This window comes from Cupriavidus sp. 2SB (assembly GCF_005503625.1).
Taxonomy (GTDB): domain Bacteria; phylum Pseudomonadota; class Gammaproteobacteria; order Burkholderiales; family Burkholderiaceae; genus Cupriavidus.
Genome location: NZ_SCMX01000048.1, coordinates 1 through 14,545, shown reverse-complemented (window position 1 = coordinate 14,545; position 14,545 = coordinate 1). Strand labels below are relative to the sequence as shown.

Here is a 14,545-nt window from a genome sequence, read left to right as displayed (position 1 = left end):
GAACAAGGGGCTGGCAGCGGGCCGGCCCCGGCTTCACGTATGATCGCGGCATTCCGGTTTACGACTGCTTCCAGCCTCCGCCATGCCTGCCCTCCAGCTCGTCATTGATTCCCTGCCCGTACTGTTGCAGGGCACGCTGCTCACGCTGAAGTTCGCCGTGCTGTCGATGTTCTTCGGGCTGATCGTCGGCGTGGTGGTGGCGCTGATGGGCATCAGCCAGTTGCGGATCTTCACGATTCCCGCACGCATCTACGTCAGCATCATGCGCGGCACGCCGCTGCTGGTGCAGATCTTCGTGGTGTATTACGGCTTGCCGGGCATCGGCATTTCGCTGGAGCCTACGCCCGCTGGCGTGCTGACGCTGAGCCTCAATGTGGGGGCGTATCTCTCGGAAAGCATGCGCGGGGCGATTCTGGGCGTGGCGCGTGGCCAATGGCTGGCGGCGTACAGCCTGGGCATGACACCGCTTCAGACGCTGGGCTTTGTGGTAGGTCCGCAGGCATTGCGGCTGGCGGTACCGAGTCTCTCGAACAGCCTGATCAGCCTGATCAAGGACACGTCGCTGGTTTCGGTGATTACCGTGACGGAACTGCTCCGCACGTCGCAGGAGATCATCGCTGCAACGTATCAGCCCTTGCCACTCTATCTTGCGGCGGCCGTCATCTACTGGATTCTGAGCACCGCACTGTCGGCGCTGCAGCATGTGATGGAGCGCCGGCTTTCGCTGCCGACGCGCCACTGAGACACCCCCTCCCGTTCGGGAGAGGGTTACCGTCTTACTGCCCCGCCACGCGCTTGGCGATGTGGTCCAGCGCTTCCTCGACCTGATCGATCAGGATCAGGCACAGGTCGCCGGGCTGCAGGCGGGCCAGCGCGGTATCGATGGCAAGAAACTCGCCACGGATTTCCTCGATATGGCGGGTACGTTGCGCACCCACCAGACCCTCCTGCAACAGGGCGAGCACTTCGCCATCCTCGCGGCCCCGCTGGCACTGATCCTGATACAGCAGCACATCGTCGAATGCGCCGCCCAGGATCTGCGTCTGCTTGCGGATGTCCTCGTCGCGACGATCCCCCGCGCCGCTGATGACCACCACGCGCTGCTTCGACGGCATCGACTGCACGGCGTTGCACAACGCCTGGATCGCGTCCGGGTTGTGTCCGTAGTCGGCAATCAGTGTTGCGCCCTTGTAGTCGAACACGTTGAAGCGGCCCGGCGCCGTGGCGGAGTCGCTCACAAACGTGGCCAGCCCGCGACGGATCACGTTCCAGTCGATGCCAAGTGCCCATGCCGCAGCAATCGACGACATCGCGTTTTCCACCTGGAAGCCGATCGAGCCATTGCGCGTGAGCGGGATATCCGCGAGCGCAAAGCGCGCCACGGTCTCGCCTTCGGTAGCCACGATCTCGTCGCCTTCGACGAACACCACGCGCTTGCCCTGCGCGCGATGCAATGCCATCGTCGGCAGGCCGGCATCGTGTGCGAAGAAGGTGACGGTGCCCGGGCAGGCATCGGCCATGCGCACGACCATCGGGTCTGCGGCATTCAGCACGGCCATGCCATGCGGCGCAACGTTCTGCACGATCACGCTCTTGAGCACGGCCAGGTCTTCCACGGTGCTGATGTACGACAGCCCCAGGTGGTCGCCTTCGCCCACGTTGGTCACCACGGCCACGTCGCAACGATCGAAGGCCAGGCCCTCGCGCAGCAGCCCGCCACGCGCGGTTTCGAACACGGCGGCATCCACGTCGGGATGCAGCAGCACGTTGCGCGCACTGCGCGGTCCGCTGCAGTCGCCAGTGTCGATGCGCTCGCCACGGATGTAGACGCCGTCGGTGCCGGTCATGCCCATGCGCAGGCCGCTGGAGGCCAGCAGGTGCGTGATCAGGCGGACGGTCGTGGTCTTGCCATTGGTGCCCGATACGGCCACCACGGGAATCCGGCCATCGTCGCCATCGGTGAACATCGTCGAGATGATGGCTTCGCCCACCGCGCGGCCCTTGCCGTACGACGGCTGCAAATGCATGCGCAGCCCCGGCGCGGCGTTGACTTCGACGATGCCGCCCGCCTGTTCCTCGAATGGCTTGAGCATCGTCTCGCAGACAGCGTCCACGCCGCAGATGTCGAGCCCGACCATCTGGGCTGCGGCCACGGCACGCGCGGCGATGTCCGGATGGACGTCGTCGGTCACGTCGGTGGCGCTGCCACCCGTGGACAGGTTGGCGTTGTTGCGCAAGACCACGCGCGTGCCCTTGGCCGGCACGGCATCGGCGGTCAGGCCCTGCTTGGCCAGCGTGGCCAGTGCGATGTCGTCGAAGCGGATCTTCGTGAGCGAGGTGGCATGGCCTTCGCCACGGCGGGGGTCGCGGTTCACTTCGTCCACGAGTTCACGCACCGTATGCTTGCCATCGCCAATCACCTGGGGCGGATCGCGGCGCGCCGCGGCCACGAGGTGCTTGCCCACTACCAGCAAACGGAAGTCGTGACCGGGGATATAACGTTCCACCAGCACATCGGAAGAAATATCGGCCGCCACTTCATAGGCCGTCATGACTTCCTCGCGCGTGCGGATGCGCACGGCCACGCCCTTGCCCTGGTTGCCGTCGCGCGGCTTCACCACGACCGGGCCGTTGATTTCCTGCGCGGCCGCCCAGGCTTCATCGGCACTGCGTACGGAGCGGCCCAAGGGCACCGGTACGCCAGCTGCGTGCAGCAGCGCCTTGGTCAGTTCCTTGTCCTGCGCGATCGATTCGGAGACCGCGCTCGTCATGTCAGTCTCGGCGGCCTGGATGCGGCGTTGCTTGCTGCCCCAGCCAAACTGCACCATCGAGCCCTGCGTCAGGCGGCGATACGGAATGCCGCGCGCAACCGCTGCGTAGACGATCGAACCCGTGCTCGGGCCCAGTCGCACGTCCTCGTCCAGTTCGCGCAGGCGATGCAGCGCATCGTCGAGATCGAACGGCTGGTCGTCGCGTGCGGCCAGGCAAAGTCTCTCGGCCAGTTCGAACGCCAGGCGGCCCACTTCCTCTTCGCTGTACTGCACCACCACCTGATAGGTGCCCGGTTCCAGCGTAGGCGCCGCGTGGCTGAAGGTAACCGGGCAGCCGGCCGCAGCCTGCAGGCCCAGCGCAGCGGCTTCGAGCGCATGCGCCATCGAGGGCGAGCCAGCTTCCTCGTCGGGACGCATCGGGCCGATGCCCGGGAAGCGCGCGCGCAGACGCTCTTCGAAGCCGGGCAGTTCGGCCAGCAGATGGGATTGGTCGGAACACGCCACGATGGCTTCGATGGCGGTGTGTCGGCACCAGAGATTCGGGCCACGCAGGGCCCGGATGCGAGAAACTTCCATAGACTATTTATCCGTTGTTCTTCCGGCCGGATTCACGCGCGGCGTCCGCTGCGGCCCATCCACTGATGTACCTGTTCGACCGTGCTCTCGACCGATGCCTCGTCGCACTGGAGCACCAGCAGGTCCCCGGCCACCAGTTGCGACAGCGCAGCTTCCACAGCCACGCTACGCTTGCCTTCGTCGATGATCTTGGTCACGCGGCGTCCTTCATACAGGCCCTTCTTGAGCAGGGCGCGCGCCTCGGTCTCGGGCAGGTCGCGGCGTACGCTCAGGTCTTCGCACAGGAACACCCGGTCGAACGTCTTGCCGATGACCTTGCCCTGCGCCACGATGTCCTCGTCGCGGCGTTGCACGCCTGCGCCGAACACCAGCAGGCGCCGCTCGGACGGAAAGCGGTCCAGCGCGGCAGCCAGTGCCGTCAAGGCCGGCGCATTGTGCGGATCGTCGACGATGACGGTGGCGCCATTGCGCTCGAACATCGTGAAGCGGCCCGGCACGTCCACCTGGCCCACATCGAACGTGACCACGCCCGCGCGGATCAGGTCATTGGAGATGCCCAGCGCCCAGCCCGTGGCCACGGCGGCCAGCACGTTTTCGATCTGGAACGCGACACGGCCCGCGTACGTCAGCGGAATCGCCGAGACATCGGTCAGCGCGGTTTCGTTGTTGCCCGTGGCCAGCACCACCTTGCCTTCGCGTACGAACACCGTGCGCTTGCCCGCAGCGCGATGTGCGGCGATGGCCGGCACATCGGCGGACAGGCCGAAGAAGATCACGTCGCCATCGCACAGCTCGGCCATTTCGACCAGACGCGGATCGGCGCCATTGAGCACGGCCGCGCCGGTCTGCAGCACCACGTCCACCTGCGTGCGCAGCACGTTATACATGCGGTCTTCGTCCTCGACGTAGTAGTCGCCGAGGTGATCGGGCTGGCCGAAGTTCGTGATCACGCCCACCTGGCAGCGGTCGTAGGGCAGGCCCTGCGACAGGATCATGCCGCTGTCGTTCTCGAACACGGCGGCTTCCACTGCGCGGTTCATCAGGATGCGGTGACCTGCGTCCCAACTGGCCTTCTCGCCACGGTCACCGCTTTCCACGCGGCGGCGGTCCAGGAACAGGCCGTCGCTGCAGGCCAGACCCGTATGTTTGCCGGAGAGTTGCAGCAATCGTGCGACGAGCTTGGCCACCACGGTCTTGCCGTTGGTGCCCGCAATCCCCACCACGGGGATGCGGCCATCGTCCTCGACGCCATTGCGGTTCGGGAACAGGTGATCGACGATCGCGCGGCCAACGGGGCGCGGTTCGCCATCGGCGGGCTTGATGTGCATCAGCAGGCCCGGACCGGCGTTGACCTCGACGACGGCGCCGCGCTGTTCGGCCAGCGGTCGCGAGATATCCTCGGCCACCAGGTCCACGCCGGCGATGTCGAGTCCCACCACGCGCGCAGCCAGCGCGGCATGGGCCGCCACGCTCGGATGCACGCGATCCGTGACGTCGAACGCCACGTTGCCGTTGCGCTGGATCAGCACGGTACGGCCCTCGGCCGGCACGGCGCTGCCATCGGCGTAGCCCTGGCGCTTGAGTTCCAGACGTGCCGCGGAATCCAGGCGCACGCGGTTCAGCGGATGGTCTTCGGTGCTGCCGCGACGCGGATCGGCATTGATCTGCGATTCGATCAGTTCGTCGATACTTTGCTTGCCGTCACCGACGACCGAGGCGGTCTCGCCCATCGCGCAGGCCACCATGCGGCCACCGACGACCAGCAGGCGGTGCTCGTTGCCCGGAATGAAGCGCTCGACGATGACGCCATTGCCTTCGTCGATGGCCACGGCATAGGCCGTTTCCACTTCCTCGCGCGTCATCAGGTTGGTGAAGACACCACGGCCGTGGTTGCCGTCATAGGGCTTGACCACCACCGGCACGCCGATGCTCTCGGCAGCGTCCCAGGCGTCTTCGGCACTGTCGACCATGCGGCCTTCCGGCACCGGCACGCCGCAAGATTCCAGCAAGCTCTTGGTCAGGTCCTTGTCGCGCGAAATCGATTCGGCGATGGCGCTGGTACGGTCAGTCTCGGCCGTCCAGATGCGACGCGAACGCGCACCGTAGCCGAGCTGCACGAGGTTGCCGTCCGACAGGCGGATCGACGGGATGTCCCGGTCATCCGCCGCGTCGACGATGCAGGCGGTGCTCGGGCCGAGGCAATGTTCGTCCACCAGCCGGCGCAGGTTGTCCACGGCCTCGGGCACGTCGAACGGGCGATCCTCGATGGCGGCCATGACCAGGTCCCGGGCAGTGAACAGCGCCGCGCGCGTCACCTGCTCGTGCCAGGCGCGCACGATCACCTTGTAGACGCCTCGCACCGGGGTCTCGCGCGCCTTGCCGAAGCCACCCGGCATGCCTGCCAGATTCTGCAGTTCCAGCGTGACGTGTTCCAGGATGTGTCCCGGCCACGTTCCTTCCTTGAGGCGCATCAGGAACCCACCGCGCACGCCGGGGCTGCAGCGGTGCTCGATCAGCGTCGGCAACCACGCCGACAACCGCTCGTAGAACCCCGGAATCTTGTTGGAGGGGAAATCCTCCAGTTCGCCGATGTCGACCCACGCCTCCAGCACTGGCCGATATGTCCACATATTCGGGCCGCGCAGCGACATGACATCGAAAATCTCAATGTCCTTCTTTTTCATTGATCTACTTTGAGGCAGTGGGCGAGCGCCCGAGAATTGGAAGCCTAACCTTTCAGTAACGTTACTGCACGCTCAGGGTTGACCCCACAGGCTCCAAAAACACCACGCTGCCGTGTTGTGCGGCGCAGCAGGAGTTCCGTTCGTTTGCGTTATGTATACTTGCGGGCAAAATTGCGGCCCGCCAGTCGGCAAGCTGCTGAAATTGTTTCAATTTATGTCCGAATCTGATCCTTTTCGGGTCATCCGGACGCGCATTTCACTCGTTTCTCCGCCAGTTTCCTAGCTTGTTTTCGTTTTCCAACGCCAACAGATGACCCAAACCTCCCCGTCCGTCCCCCAACCCTCAGGCACCCCGGAACCCTGGGTCGCCGAGCTGGCCGCCAGCCTGGCACCCGGGGAAACTGTTCTGGCCGGGCTCCCACTGGATCTGGACGCGAGGCTGCATTTTACCCAAGGGTGGCTGATTGTGACGAATCGTCGTCTGATCTCTCGCACACCTGGAGAAAAATCGCTGCAAAGCTGGGACATTGCAACAGGGATGTCACTCTCGCACGGTGACCATGCAGGGGTAGGGACGCTGGAACTGGCCAGCGGCGCACAGCGGCTGGCCACCTGGCGCTATACGCTTGGTTACAATCCCGACGCGTTGCGTCTGGCCGACCAGTTCGAAACGCGCCTTGACGCGCTGACGACAGGTCGCACCGTCTCTGTCGAAGCAGATATCTGCCCCACCTGCAAGGCGCCGATTCCGGCAGGCGAAGAGCAATGCCCGCAATGCAGCCGCGAACTCGAAACGCCGCCTTCCACCTGGGCGCTGCTGCGCCTGTGGCGCTTTGCCCGGCCGTATCGCTGGGAACTGCTGGCCGGCTTCATGCTGCTGGTGCTCGGCACGGGTGCCACGCTGATCCCGCCGTACCTGACCATGCCGCTGATGGACAAGGTTCTGATTCCGTATCAGAACGGGGTGCCCATCGACTATGACCTGGTCAAGATGTACCTGGGCGGACTGCTCGGTGCGGCGCTGGTGGCATGGCTGCTGGGCTGGGCGCGCACCTATCTGCTGGCGCGTGTCTCGGAGCGCATCAGTGCGGATCTGCGCACCACCACGTACGAGCATTTGCTCAAGTTGTCGCTCGAATACTTCGGCGGCAAGCGCACGGGCGACCTGATGGCGCGGATTGGCTCGGAGAGCGACCGTATCAGCGTGTTCCTGTCGCTGCATCTGCTGGACTTCGCCACCGATGTGTTGATGATTGCGATGACCGCGATCATCCTGATTTCCATCAATCCGTGGCTCGCGCTCGTGACACTGGTGCCGTTGCCGTTCATCGCATGGATGATCCACCTGGTGCGTGATCGCCTGCGCCATGGCTTCGAGAAGATCGACCGGATCTGGTCGGAAATCACCAACGTGCTGGCCGATACGATTCCGGGCATCCGGGTGGTGAAGGCGTTCGCTCAGGAGAAGCGCGAAGTCACGCGCTTCCGTGAAGCCAACCGGCACAACCTCGCTATCAACGATCGCGTGAATGCGGTGTGGTCGCTGTTCACGCCGACCGTGACGATGCTGACCGAGGTGGGCTTGCTGGTGGTGTGGATCTTCGGCATCTGGCAGGTCAGCCACGACGCCATTACCGTAGGCGTGCTGGTCGCGTTCCTGACCTATATCAGCCGCTTCTATACGCGCCTTGATTCGATGAGCCGAATCGTCTCGGTCACGCAGAAGGCCGCGGCTGGCGCCAAGCGGATCTTCGACATTCTCGACCACGTATCGAGCGTGCCGGAGCCTCAGCGCCCGGTGCATATCGAGAACGTGCAGGGTGCCATCGAACTGCGCGACCTTGGCTTCCGCTACGGCAACCGTGCTGTGATCCGCAACCTGAACCTGTCGATTCGTCCCGGCGAGATGATCGGCCTGGTAGGCCATAGCGGCTCGGGCAAGAGCACGCTGGTGAATCTGATCTGCCGCTTCTACGATGTGTCTGAAGGCGCGATTCGCGTGGATGGTGTCGATATCCGCTCGCTGCCTGTCTCGGAGTTCCGCCAGAACATCGGCCTTGTGCTGCAGGAGCCGTTCCTGTTCTTCGGCACGATCGCCGACAACATCGCCTACGGCAAGCCCGAGGCCACGCGTGAGGAAATCGTGGCCGCGGCCCGCGCGGCGCATGCCCACGAGTTCATCCTGCGCCTGCCGCACGGCTACGACTCGCTGGTGGGCGAGCGCGGCCAGGCCCTGTCTGGTGGCGAACGTCAGCGTATCTCCATCGCCCGCGCGCTGCTGATCAATCCGCGCATCCTGATCATGGACGAGGCCACGTCGTCGGTGGACACCACCACGGAGAAGGAAATCCAGAAGGCGCTCGACAACCTCGTGCAGGGCCGCACCACGATTGCCATTGCGCACCGTTTGTCGACGCTGCGCAAGGCCGATCGCCTGGTGGTGATGGATCGCGGCCAGATCGTCGAGGTAGGTAACCACGACGAACTGCTGGCGCGCGAGGGACACTACTACAAGCTCTACCAGGCGCAGGCGCGCAACGTGGATGTCGAGGATGCCAGCGTTGGCGACCGCAGCGAAACGGCCGAGACGATCGGTGCCCAATAACCCATCATTTGGATCGGCCATGCAGACGCCTGAATTCACCCTGACCCGTAATCGCCTCGGCAAGCTCCTGATGACCATGGCCGATGGTACGCAACATGAAGGCGTGGTGCCGGTGCGGGCGTTTCCGATTTCCGCATCGGAAGATGGCCTCGGCCTGATGAGCACCGACGGCCGCGAACTGGCCTGGATTCCGCGCCTCGATCTGCTGCCTGCGCAGATTCGCGAACTGATCGAGGCGGAACTTGCCGGGCGGGAGTTCATGCCCGAGATCGAGAAGATCCTGGGCGTGTCCACCTATGCCACGCCGAGCGTGTGGACCGTGAAGACCGACCGTGGCCAGACCGACCTCGTGTTGCGCGGAGAGGAGGATATTCGCCGGCTCACGGGCAATACGCTGCTGATCTCGGACAGCCACGGCATCCACTACCTGATTCGCGATCAGCTCACGCTGGACAAGCCAAGTCGGAAGATTCTGGACCGATTCCTCTGATGCGGGGAGGGCGGTGAAAGGAAAAACGGCACGCGCAAGGCGTGCCGTTTTGCTTTGGCATGGCCGATGCCGGTTCAGTGCAGCATCGTGGACGAATCGTCGTCGTCCTCTTCCCAATCTTCGTAATCGAGTGTCGTCTCGGGAGACAGGTCCCAAATCATCGAGTGGTACTTGACCGAGAACCACTTGCGGAACATGTCCAGCGAGAGGGTCGCGGGCCACAGTGATTCGTCGAACCATTCTGCGAGCATGAATTCGAACATGGCGCGCCAGCGTTGCTCGACCCACTGCTGCGCATTCTCAGGGGTGTCGGCGGCGTCCTCGGGCAGCAGGAACACGCTGGCATCGTCGCGCACGGCTTCCACCGAGAGCGTAGGCGGGGGCTCGGGATCGACGGCGAGGATCCAGTCAACGAATGGCTGCTCGGGCAGCAGGATGACCATGGACCGGTTGATGGTGAAGCGTGGGTGATCGGACATGAGGAGAGGGCGTGAGAGCATCGACGGGCTATTGTAGCGCCCGCTGTCGGGCGCTCGTCCGATTCGTTCTCAGATAGGTTGCCGGCATCGTACGCACGCAGGAATTGAAGCATCGCAAGACTTTGATGCTTTAGGAAGTTTCCTATTTTTTTCGCACCTTGTAGCGGGTGAAATCGGCCCCGCCGCTTTCGGGTTCCCCATGGCGGTTGCAGTCTCGATCTCCCGCCCCTTTTTTCTTCAGGTGCAATATGTCAAAGACAGTCATCATCCTCGCGGGGCTTGCCATGGGCGCCGCGCTGCCCACCTCGGCAATAGCTCACGGAACCATGGAACTGCCGGTCAGCCGCGTGCTGAACTGCTACAACGAAGGTGCAGAGAGTCCGAAGTCAGGCGGCTGCAAGGCCGCCCGCGCGGTGGGCGGCGCGCAGCAGTTCTATGACTGGAACGGAGTGCGGCAGGGCGGTGCGAACGGTGACCACAAGGCGGTTGTAGCCGATGGCATGCTGTGCTCGGGCGGCTCCTCGCTGTTCCGTGGCCTTGACCTGCCGCGCGGCGACTGGCAACAGACCTCGATCGTACCGACACCGGCAGGCGACTACACGTTCGTCTGGCGCGCCACGGCCCGCCATGCCACACAGTATTTCAAGTACTACATCACGCGCGACGGCTGGGACCCGTCAAAGGCGCTCGCCTGGAGCGATCTTGAAGAGTTCGCCTCGGTGCCCGGCTCGTCCGCGACCAACGAGGGCGGCCGGTATCGCATGAACGTGCGACTGCCCGCTGGCAAGAAGGGCAGCCACATCATCTACAGCGTCTGGCAGCGCAACGACAGCCCCGAAGCGTTCTACGCGTGCGCCGACGTGAAATTTCCCGGTGATGGGGTCGCCGCACCTTCCGCCGGCTGGGAAGACCAAGGACCGCTCGTTGCAGCAGGAGATCTGGCGGCGGGCACCAGGTTGACCTTCCGCGTGATGGATGCCTCGGGCCGTGACATCGCCAAACACACGGTCGATGTGGTGGCAGGACGCACGGGCGCCGATGCCTGGGCCTTCCAGCTCGCGCAGAAGGTCAACGCCGAATCGCACGTCTTCCGCATCGGCGAACTCCAGTCGCGGAACGGTGTGGCGAACGTCGTGCCGCAGACCTCGGCAACGCAGAACCGGGTCTACCTGGGCAAGGGCTATGAGGGTTACAAGTTCGAGGTGGACAAGGAAGCACCGTCGTCCGGTAACGGTGCCACTGGCAATAGTGGCAACGCAGGGGCGAAGGGCGGCACGCCGTGGGCCGAAAACGTATCGTATGAAATCGGACAGGTGGTGACGTACAACGGTCGCCGCTACGCTTGCCGACAACGTCATACGGCTTGGGCAGGTGCTGGCTGGACCCCAGCGGCCACGCCGGCTCTGTGGCGCATCGTCCGCTAACTGTTGTATTTGCGCTGAAAACTGCTGCGATCTATACCGATCGCTACAGTTTTCGGCGTCAATTGCCGTCATTGAATTTCGACACGGGATTTGGAGACGGGCAATGAGTCTTTCGTTTCACCTGTTGGGCAGCACGCCAGAACCGGATATGAGCGAGCGCTTTGCAGAAGCAGAAAAAATAGAGAACCGCGAAGCGCGCTGGACCGCACAGGCAGAAATCGCCCTCGATACGGGTGACATGTACCTGGTGGGCCTGGTGCTGTTCAAGGCCATCCAGGAGTTCGGCGTTGACGGCTTTGCCGAGCGCTCGGGCATGGAAGCCACGCGCCTGCAGCGGTTGTGGATGCCGGGCATGATCCAGTCGGTGGACCACGCCGGCCACATGTTCGCGTGGCTGGGCGTCACGCTGCCCGTGGAGCGCTTCTACAAGGCACGACTGGATAGCTTGCCGGCGACGGGTGCCGTGATGCACTGACGTGGCGCTGCCGCCCGCGAAGCGTGGCCAGGAAAGGAAAAACCCAACCGGTGAAGGTTGGGTTTTTTTGTGTCTGGTGGAGCCGGCGGGAATCGAACCCGCGTCCGCAAGCCCTCCACAGAGAGTTCTACATACTTAGTTCTGTCATTTGATTTAACCGGCGCATCGCGGACGAACACGCTCTACGACGGCGAGTCACTAGGTTTTCGTCCTCGGGCCCGTGACACTCCCGAAGCTTATCTGACGTAAATGACCTCGCTGGTTCTTGCGAACCCTAGCCCGTCAGCGAGCCAGTGCGAGGACGGCTAGCCCTTAGGCAGCCAGTGCGTAACGTTCGTCGTTAGCAGTTATTGCATTCCCATTGATTAACGAGGTGACGGGTCCTCGGTATGCCCTCCACTGCTTTGTAACCCACGTCGAAACCAGGTCGGCCCCAATGTGCGTAGTCAAACGCGAAAGAACCGCGATTGTACTCCGTTTCGACGCCGCTGGCGCACGGTGGTTCCTTCTGGGCTACGGGGACTCAGCGAAGCAGCGTCAGCAGCTCCGACGGATGCTGGATCAGGTAGTCGGCGTGCCAGGTCTCGGGCGGCTCGGCGTCGCCGCAATAGCCGTAGGCGGCGGCAACGGTTGCCATGCCCGCGGCCTTGCCGGCCTGGATGTCGCGCAGGTCGTCCCCAACGTACAGGCAGCGGGTCGGGTCCACGCCGCTCACTGCGGCGGCGTGCAGCAGGGGGGCAGGGTGGGGCTTGGCGTGTGCGGTGGTGTCACCGCTGACGACGGCTGAAGCGCGCGGTGTCAGGCCGATGGCGTCTACCAGCGGCACGGTAAAGCGGGCGATCTTGTTGGTGACGATGCCCCAGCGTATGCCGTCGGCTTCCAGGGCCGCGAGCACCGTGTCCATGCCGTCGAACAGCCGCGTATGCACGGCGATGTCCGCTTCGTAGTAGTTCAGGAACGTATCGCGAAGCGCGGGGAATTCCGGATCTTCGGGTCGCTTGCCGAACGCGACGCCAATCAGTCCGCGCGCGCCATGTGAGGCGACGGGACGGAGTTTCTCGTAGGCGACCGGGTCCCGCCCGTGCTCCACGACAAGGCGGTTGGCCGCCGCGGCCAGGTCCGGGGCGGTGTCGGCCAGCGTGCCGTCGAGATCGAAGAAAACTGCGTCGAATGTTGGCATCGTTTTAGCGTGGCTTGCGGAATGCCATCATGTAGTTGACGTCAGTATCACGGCCCAGCGCATAGACCTGCGTGATCGGGTTGAAGGTCATGCCGCGCATCTCGATGAGCTCCAGGCCGACTACGCGGGCAAAGCGGGCCATTTCCGAGGGCGTGATGAATTTCTCGAAGTCGTGCGTGCCGCGCGGCAGCATGTTGAGGACATACTCGGCGCCGACGATTGCCAGCAGATATGCCTTCAGGTTTCGGTTGATCGTCGAGAGGAAGACATAACCGCCCGGTTTGACCAGCGCGGTGCAGGCGCGCACGATCGACTGCGGATCGGGCACGTGTTCGAGCATTTCCATGCAGGTCACCACGTCGACGCTGGATGGCGCGCGCGCGGCCAACGCCTCGACGGCGATCTCTTCGTATGTCACTGCCACCCCGGATTCCAGGCTGTGCAGGTCGGCCACCTTCAGTGCCTTCGTTGACAGGTCGATGCCGCGGACCGTGGCGCCCAGGCGCGCCATGCTTTCGGACAGGATGCCGCCGCCGCAGCCGACGTCGATGACCTGCTTGCCCGAAAGGCCGGCGATACCATCGATCCAGCCGAGCCGGAGCGGGTTCAGGTCATGCAGCGGTTTGAACTCGCTATTCGGGTCCCACCAGCGGTGAGCGAGCTCGCTGAACTTGTCGATCTCTTTCGGATCGGCGTTGAGCCCGGGGCGGGAATCGAGCGAGGAGGTGAGCGTGGACGAATGCGACATCTTAAGGCCGGGCGACCGGCGGTCTCGTGAGAAGGCTGCGGCAACTTTACCAAAAAACCAGAGCCGCATTGGCATGCGAGGCGGAGATGCGCCTGGTTTTCCAGTGGAAACACGGAAGGCATAAACGAAAAAAAGCCCAGCTTGCGCTGGGCTTTCTTCATCGGAAGCGTTCCGATTAACGTGCGCTGCGGGTGCCGACCACTTCGACTTCCACGCGGCGGTTCGGCTGCTGGCAGGCGATCTGAGCGGTGCGGTTGCCCTTGCACGACTTCGGATCAACCTTCAGCTGGCGCTTGCCCTTGCCTTCGGTGTAGACGCGGTTGGCTTCGACGCCCTTGCTCACCAGGTAAGCCTTGACCGATTCAGCACGACGGATCGACAGGCGATCGTTGTACTTGTCCGAACCGAACGAGTCGGTGTGGCCAACGGCGATGATGACTTCCAGCGTGATGCCTTGCAGCTTCGAGACCAGGTCGTCCAGCTTGGCCTTGCCTTCGGGCTTCAGAACAGCCTTGTCGAAGTCGAACAGCGTGTCAGCAGCGAAAGTGACCTTCTCGCTGGACACAACCGGCGGTGCCACCGGGGTCGGTGCCGGAGCCGGAGCAGCAGCCGGAGCCAGTGCGCCATCGCACAGGGCATTGGCCGTTGCCGGGGTCCAGGAGCTGTCGCGCCAGCAGAGCTCGTTCGTGCCATTCTTCCACACGTACTCGCTCGTACCGTTGCCCCAGTTATCGTTCACGGCCTTCTTTTCATAGGGGACGGACTGGGCTTGAGCGGATGCAGCCATTACTGCGGTAGCTGCAACGAGTGCGAGCTTGGCAAATTTTTTCATATTTCTCCTCTCAGGATGAGATCACCGCAGGGTTACTGCGAGCAAATGGACGAAAACAAGTCATACATTCTTCGGAGTATAACATTCGCGATGTGGAGTATGCTCCACTTCGAACAATGTCTGGCTCTTCGCTGGGGAATTGTGCCACAAGGCTCGTTTCCTAAGAAGTAAATATATTCGATCTAACCACGTGGTTTTGGGCCTGTGGTGTTTGTGCAACATCGGACTTGCGGCGCCTGCAAACCCTTGTCCTGTATGGGTTGCCGGGTAGGGGGTTTCGG

11 protein-coding genes and 1 other RNA gene are annotated in these 14,545 nt (G+C 63.5%); 5 read left to right on the top strand and 7 right to left on the bottom strand.

All coding sequences use genetic code 11. The annotated features are described in order from the left end of the window. Positions 1-82: 82 nt before the first annotated feature. Positions 83-742 (top strand): amino acid ABC transporter permease, encoded by a 660-nt coding sequence (locus tag FFS21_RS20680; RefSeq protein WP_137926657.1) that lies wholly within the window; start codon positions 83-85, stop codon positions 740-742. Positions 743-776: 34 nt separating this feature from the next. Here FFS21_RS20680 and cphA (FFS21_RS20675) read toward each other — a convergent pair whose 3' ends face one another. Together cphA (FFS21_RS20675) and cphA (FFS21_RS20670) are read right to left on the bottom strand one after the other, a co-directional pair. After that, positions 777-3,347 carry a cyanophycin synthetase gene (gene cphA / locus FFS21_RS20675; protein WP_137926656.1) on the bottom strand — a complete coding sequence of 857 codons (2,571 nt, stop codon included), beginning with the start codon at positions 3,345-3,347 and terminating at the stop codon, positions 777-779. Positions 3,348-3,379: 32 nt separating this feature from the next. Then, positions 3,380-6,031, bottom strand: a complete 2,652-nt coding sequence (gene cphA, locus FFS21_RS20670; RefSeq protein ID WP_137926655.1) for a cyanophycin synthetase — start codon at positions 6,029-6,031, stop codon at positions 3,380-3,382. A 310-nt stretch (positions 6,032-6,341) separates the two neighbouring features. Between cphA (FFS21_RS20670) and FFS21_RS20665 the strand changes: the two genes are divergently transcribed. Beyond that, entirely contained in the window at positions 6,342-8,636 is a 2,295-nt protein-coding gene (locus FFS21_RS20665) for a cyanophycin metabolism-associated ABC transporter (RefSeq protein ID WP_137926654.1), read from the top strand. Between the two features lie 19 nt (positions 8,637-8,655). Further along, positions 8,656-9,126 (top strand): cyanophycin metabolism-associated DUF1854 family protein, encoded by a 471-nt coding sequence (locus FFS21_RS20660; protein ID WP_137926653.1) that lies wholly within the window; start codon positions 8,656-8,658, stop codon positions 9,124-9,126. 74 nt (positions 9,127-9,200) lie between these two features. Here FFS21_RS20660 and FFS21_RS20655 read toward each other — a convergent pair whose 3' ends face one another. Beyond that, positions 9,201-9,605: a hypothetical protein gene (locus FFS21_RS20655; RefSeq protein ID WP_137926652.1), complete on the bottom strand. Its 405-nt coding sequence runs from the start codon at positions 9,603-9,605 to the stop codon at positions 9,201-9,203. Positions 9,606-9,853: 248 nt separating this feature from the next. On the opposite strand from FFS21_RS20655, the gene FFS21_RS20650 reads away from it, so the two are divergent. After that, complete coding sequence (locus FFS21_RS20650) at positions 9,854-11,029, top strand: lytic polysaccharide monooxygenase (protein ID WP_137926651.1); 1,176 nt, start codon at positions 9,854-9,856, stop codon at positions 11,027-11,029. Positions 11,030-11,132: 103 nt separating this feature from the next. After that, positions 11,133-11,504, top strand: a complete 372-nt coding sequence (locus tag FFS21_RS20645; protein WP_237380039.1) for a hypothetical protein — start codon at positions 11,133-11,135, stop codon at positions 11,502-11,504. A 74-nt stretch (positions 11,505-11,578) separates the two neighbouring features. Here FFS21_RS20645 and ssrA read toward each other — a convergent pair. From ssrA to ompA, 4 genes are all read right to left on the bottom strand, one after another. Beyond that, positions 11,579-11,939, bottom strand: a transfer-messenger RNA (tmRNA) gene (gene ssrA / locus FFS21_RS20640). An 88-nt stretch (positions 11,940-12,027) separates the two neighbouring features. Further along, positions 12,028-12,684 carry a phosphoglycolate phosphatase gene (gph, locus tag FFS21_RS20635; protein ID WP_137926650.1) on the bottom strand — a complete coding sequence of 219 codons (657 nt, stop codon included), beginning with the start codon at positions 12,682-12,684 and terminating at the stop codon, positions 12,028-12,030. A 4-nt stretch (positions 12,685-12,688) separates the two neighbouring features. After that, a complete protein-coding gene (ubiG, locus tag FFS21_RS20630) occupies positions 12,689-13,432 on the bottom strand; it encodes a bifunctional 2-polyprenyl-6-hydroxyphenol methylase/3-demethylubiquinol 3-O-methyltransferase UbiG (protein WP_137926688.1) in 744 nt (247 codons plus the stop codon). Between the two features lie 175 nt (positions 13,433-13,607). After that, positions 13,608-14,264, bottom strand: a complete 657-nt coding sequence (gene ompA, locus FFS21_RS20625) for an outer membrane protein OmpA (protein ID WP_066739225.1) — start codon at positions 14,262-14,264, stop codon at positions 13,608-13,610. Positions 14,265-14,545: the final 281 nt, after the last annotated feature.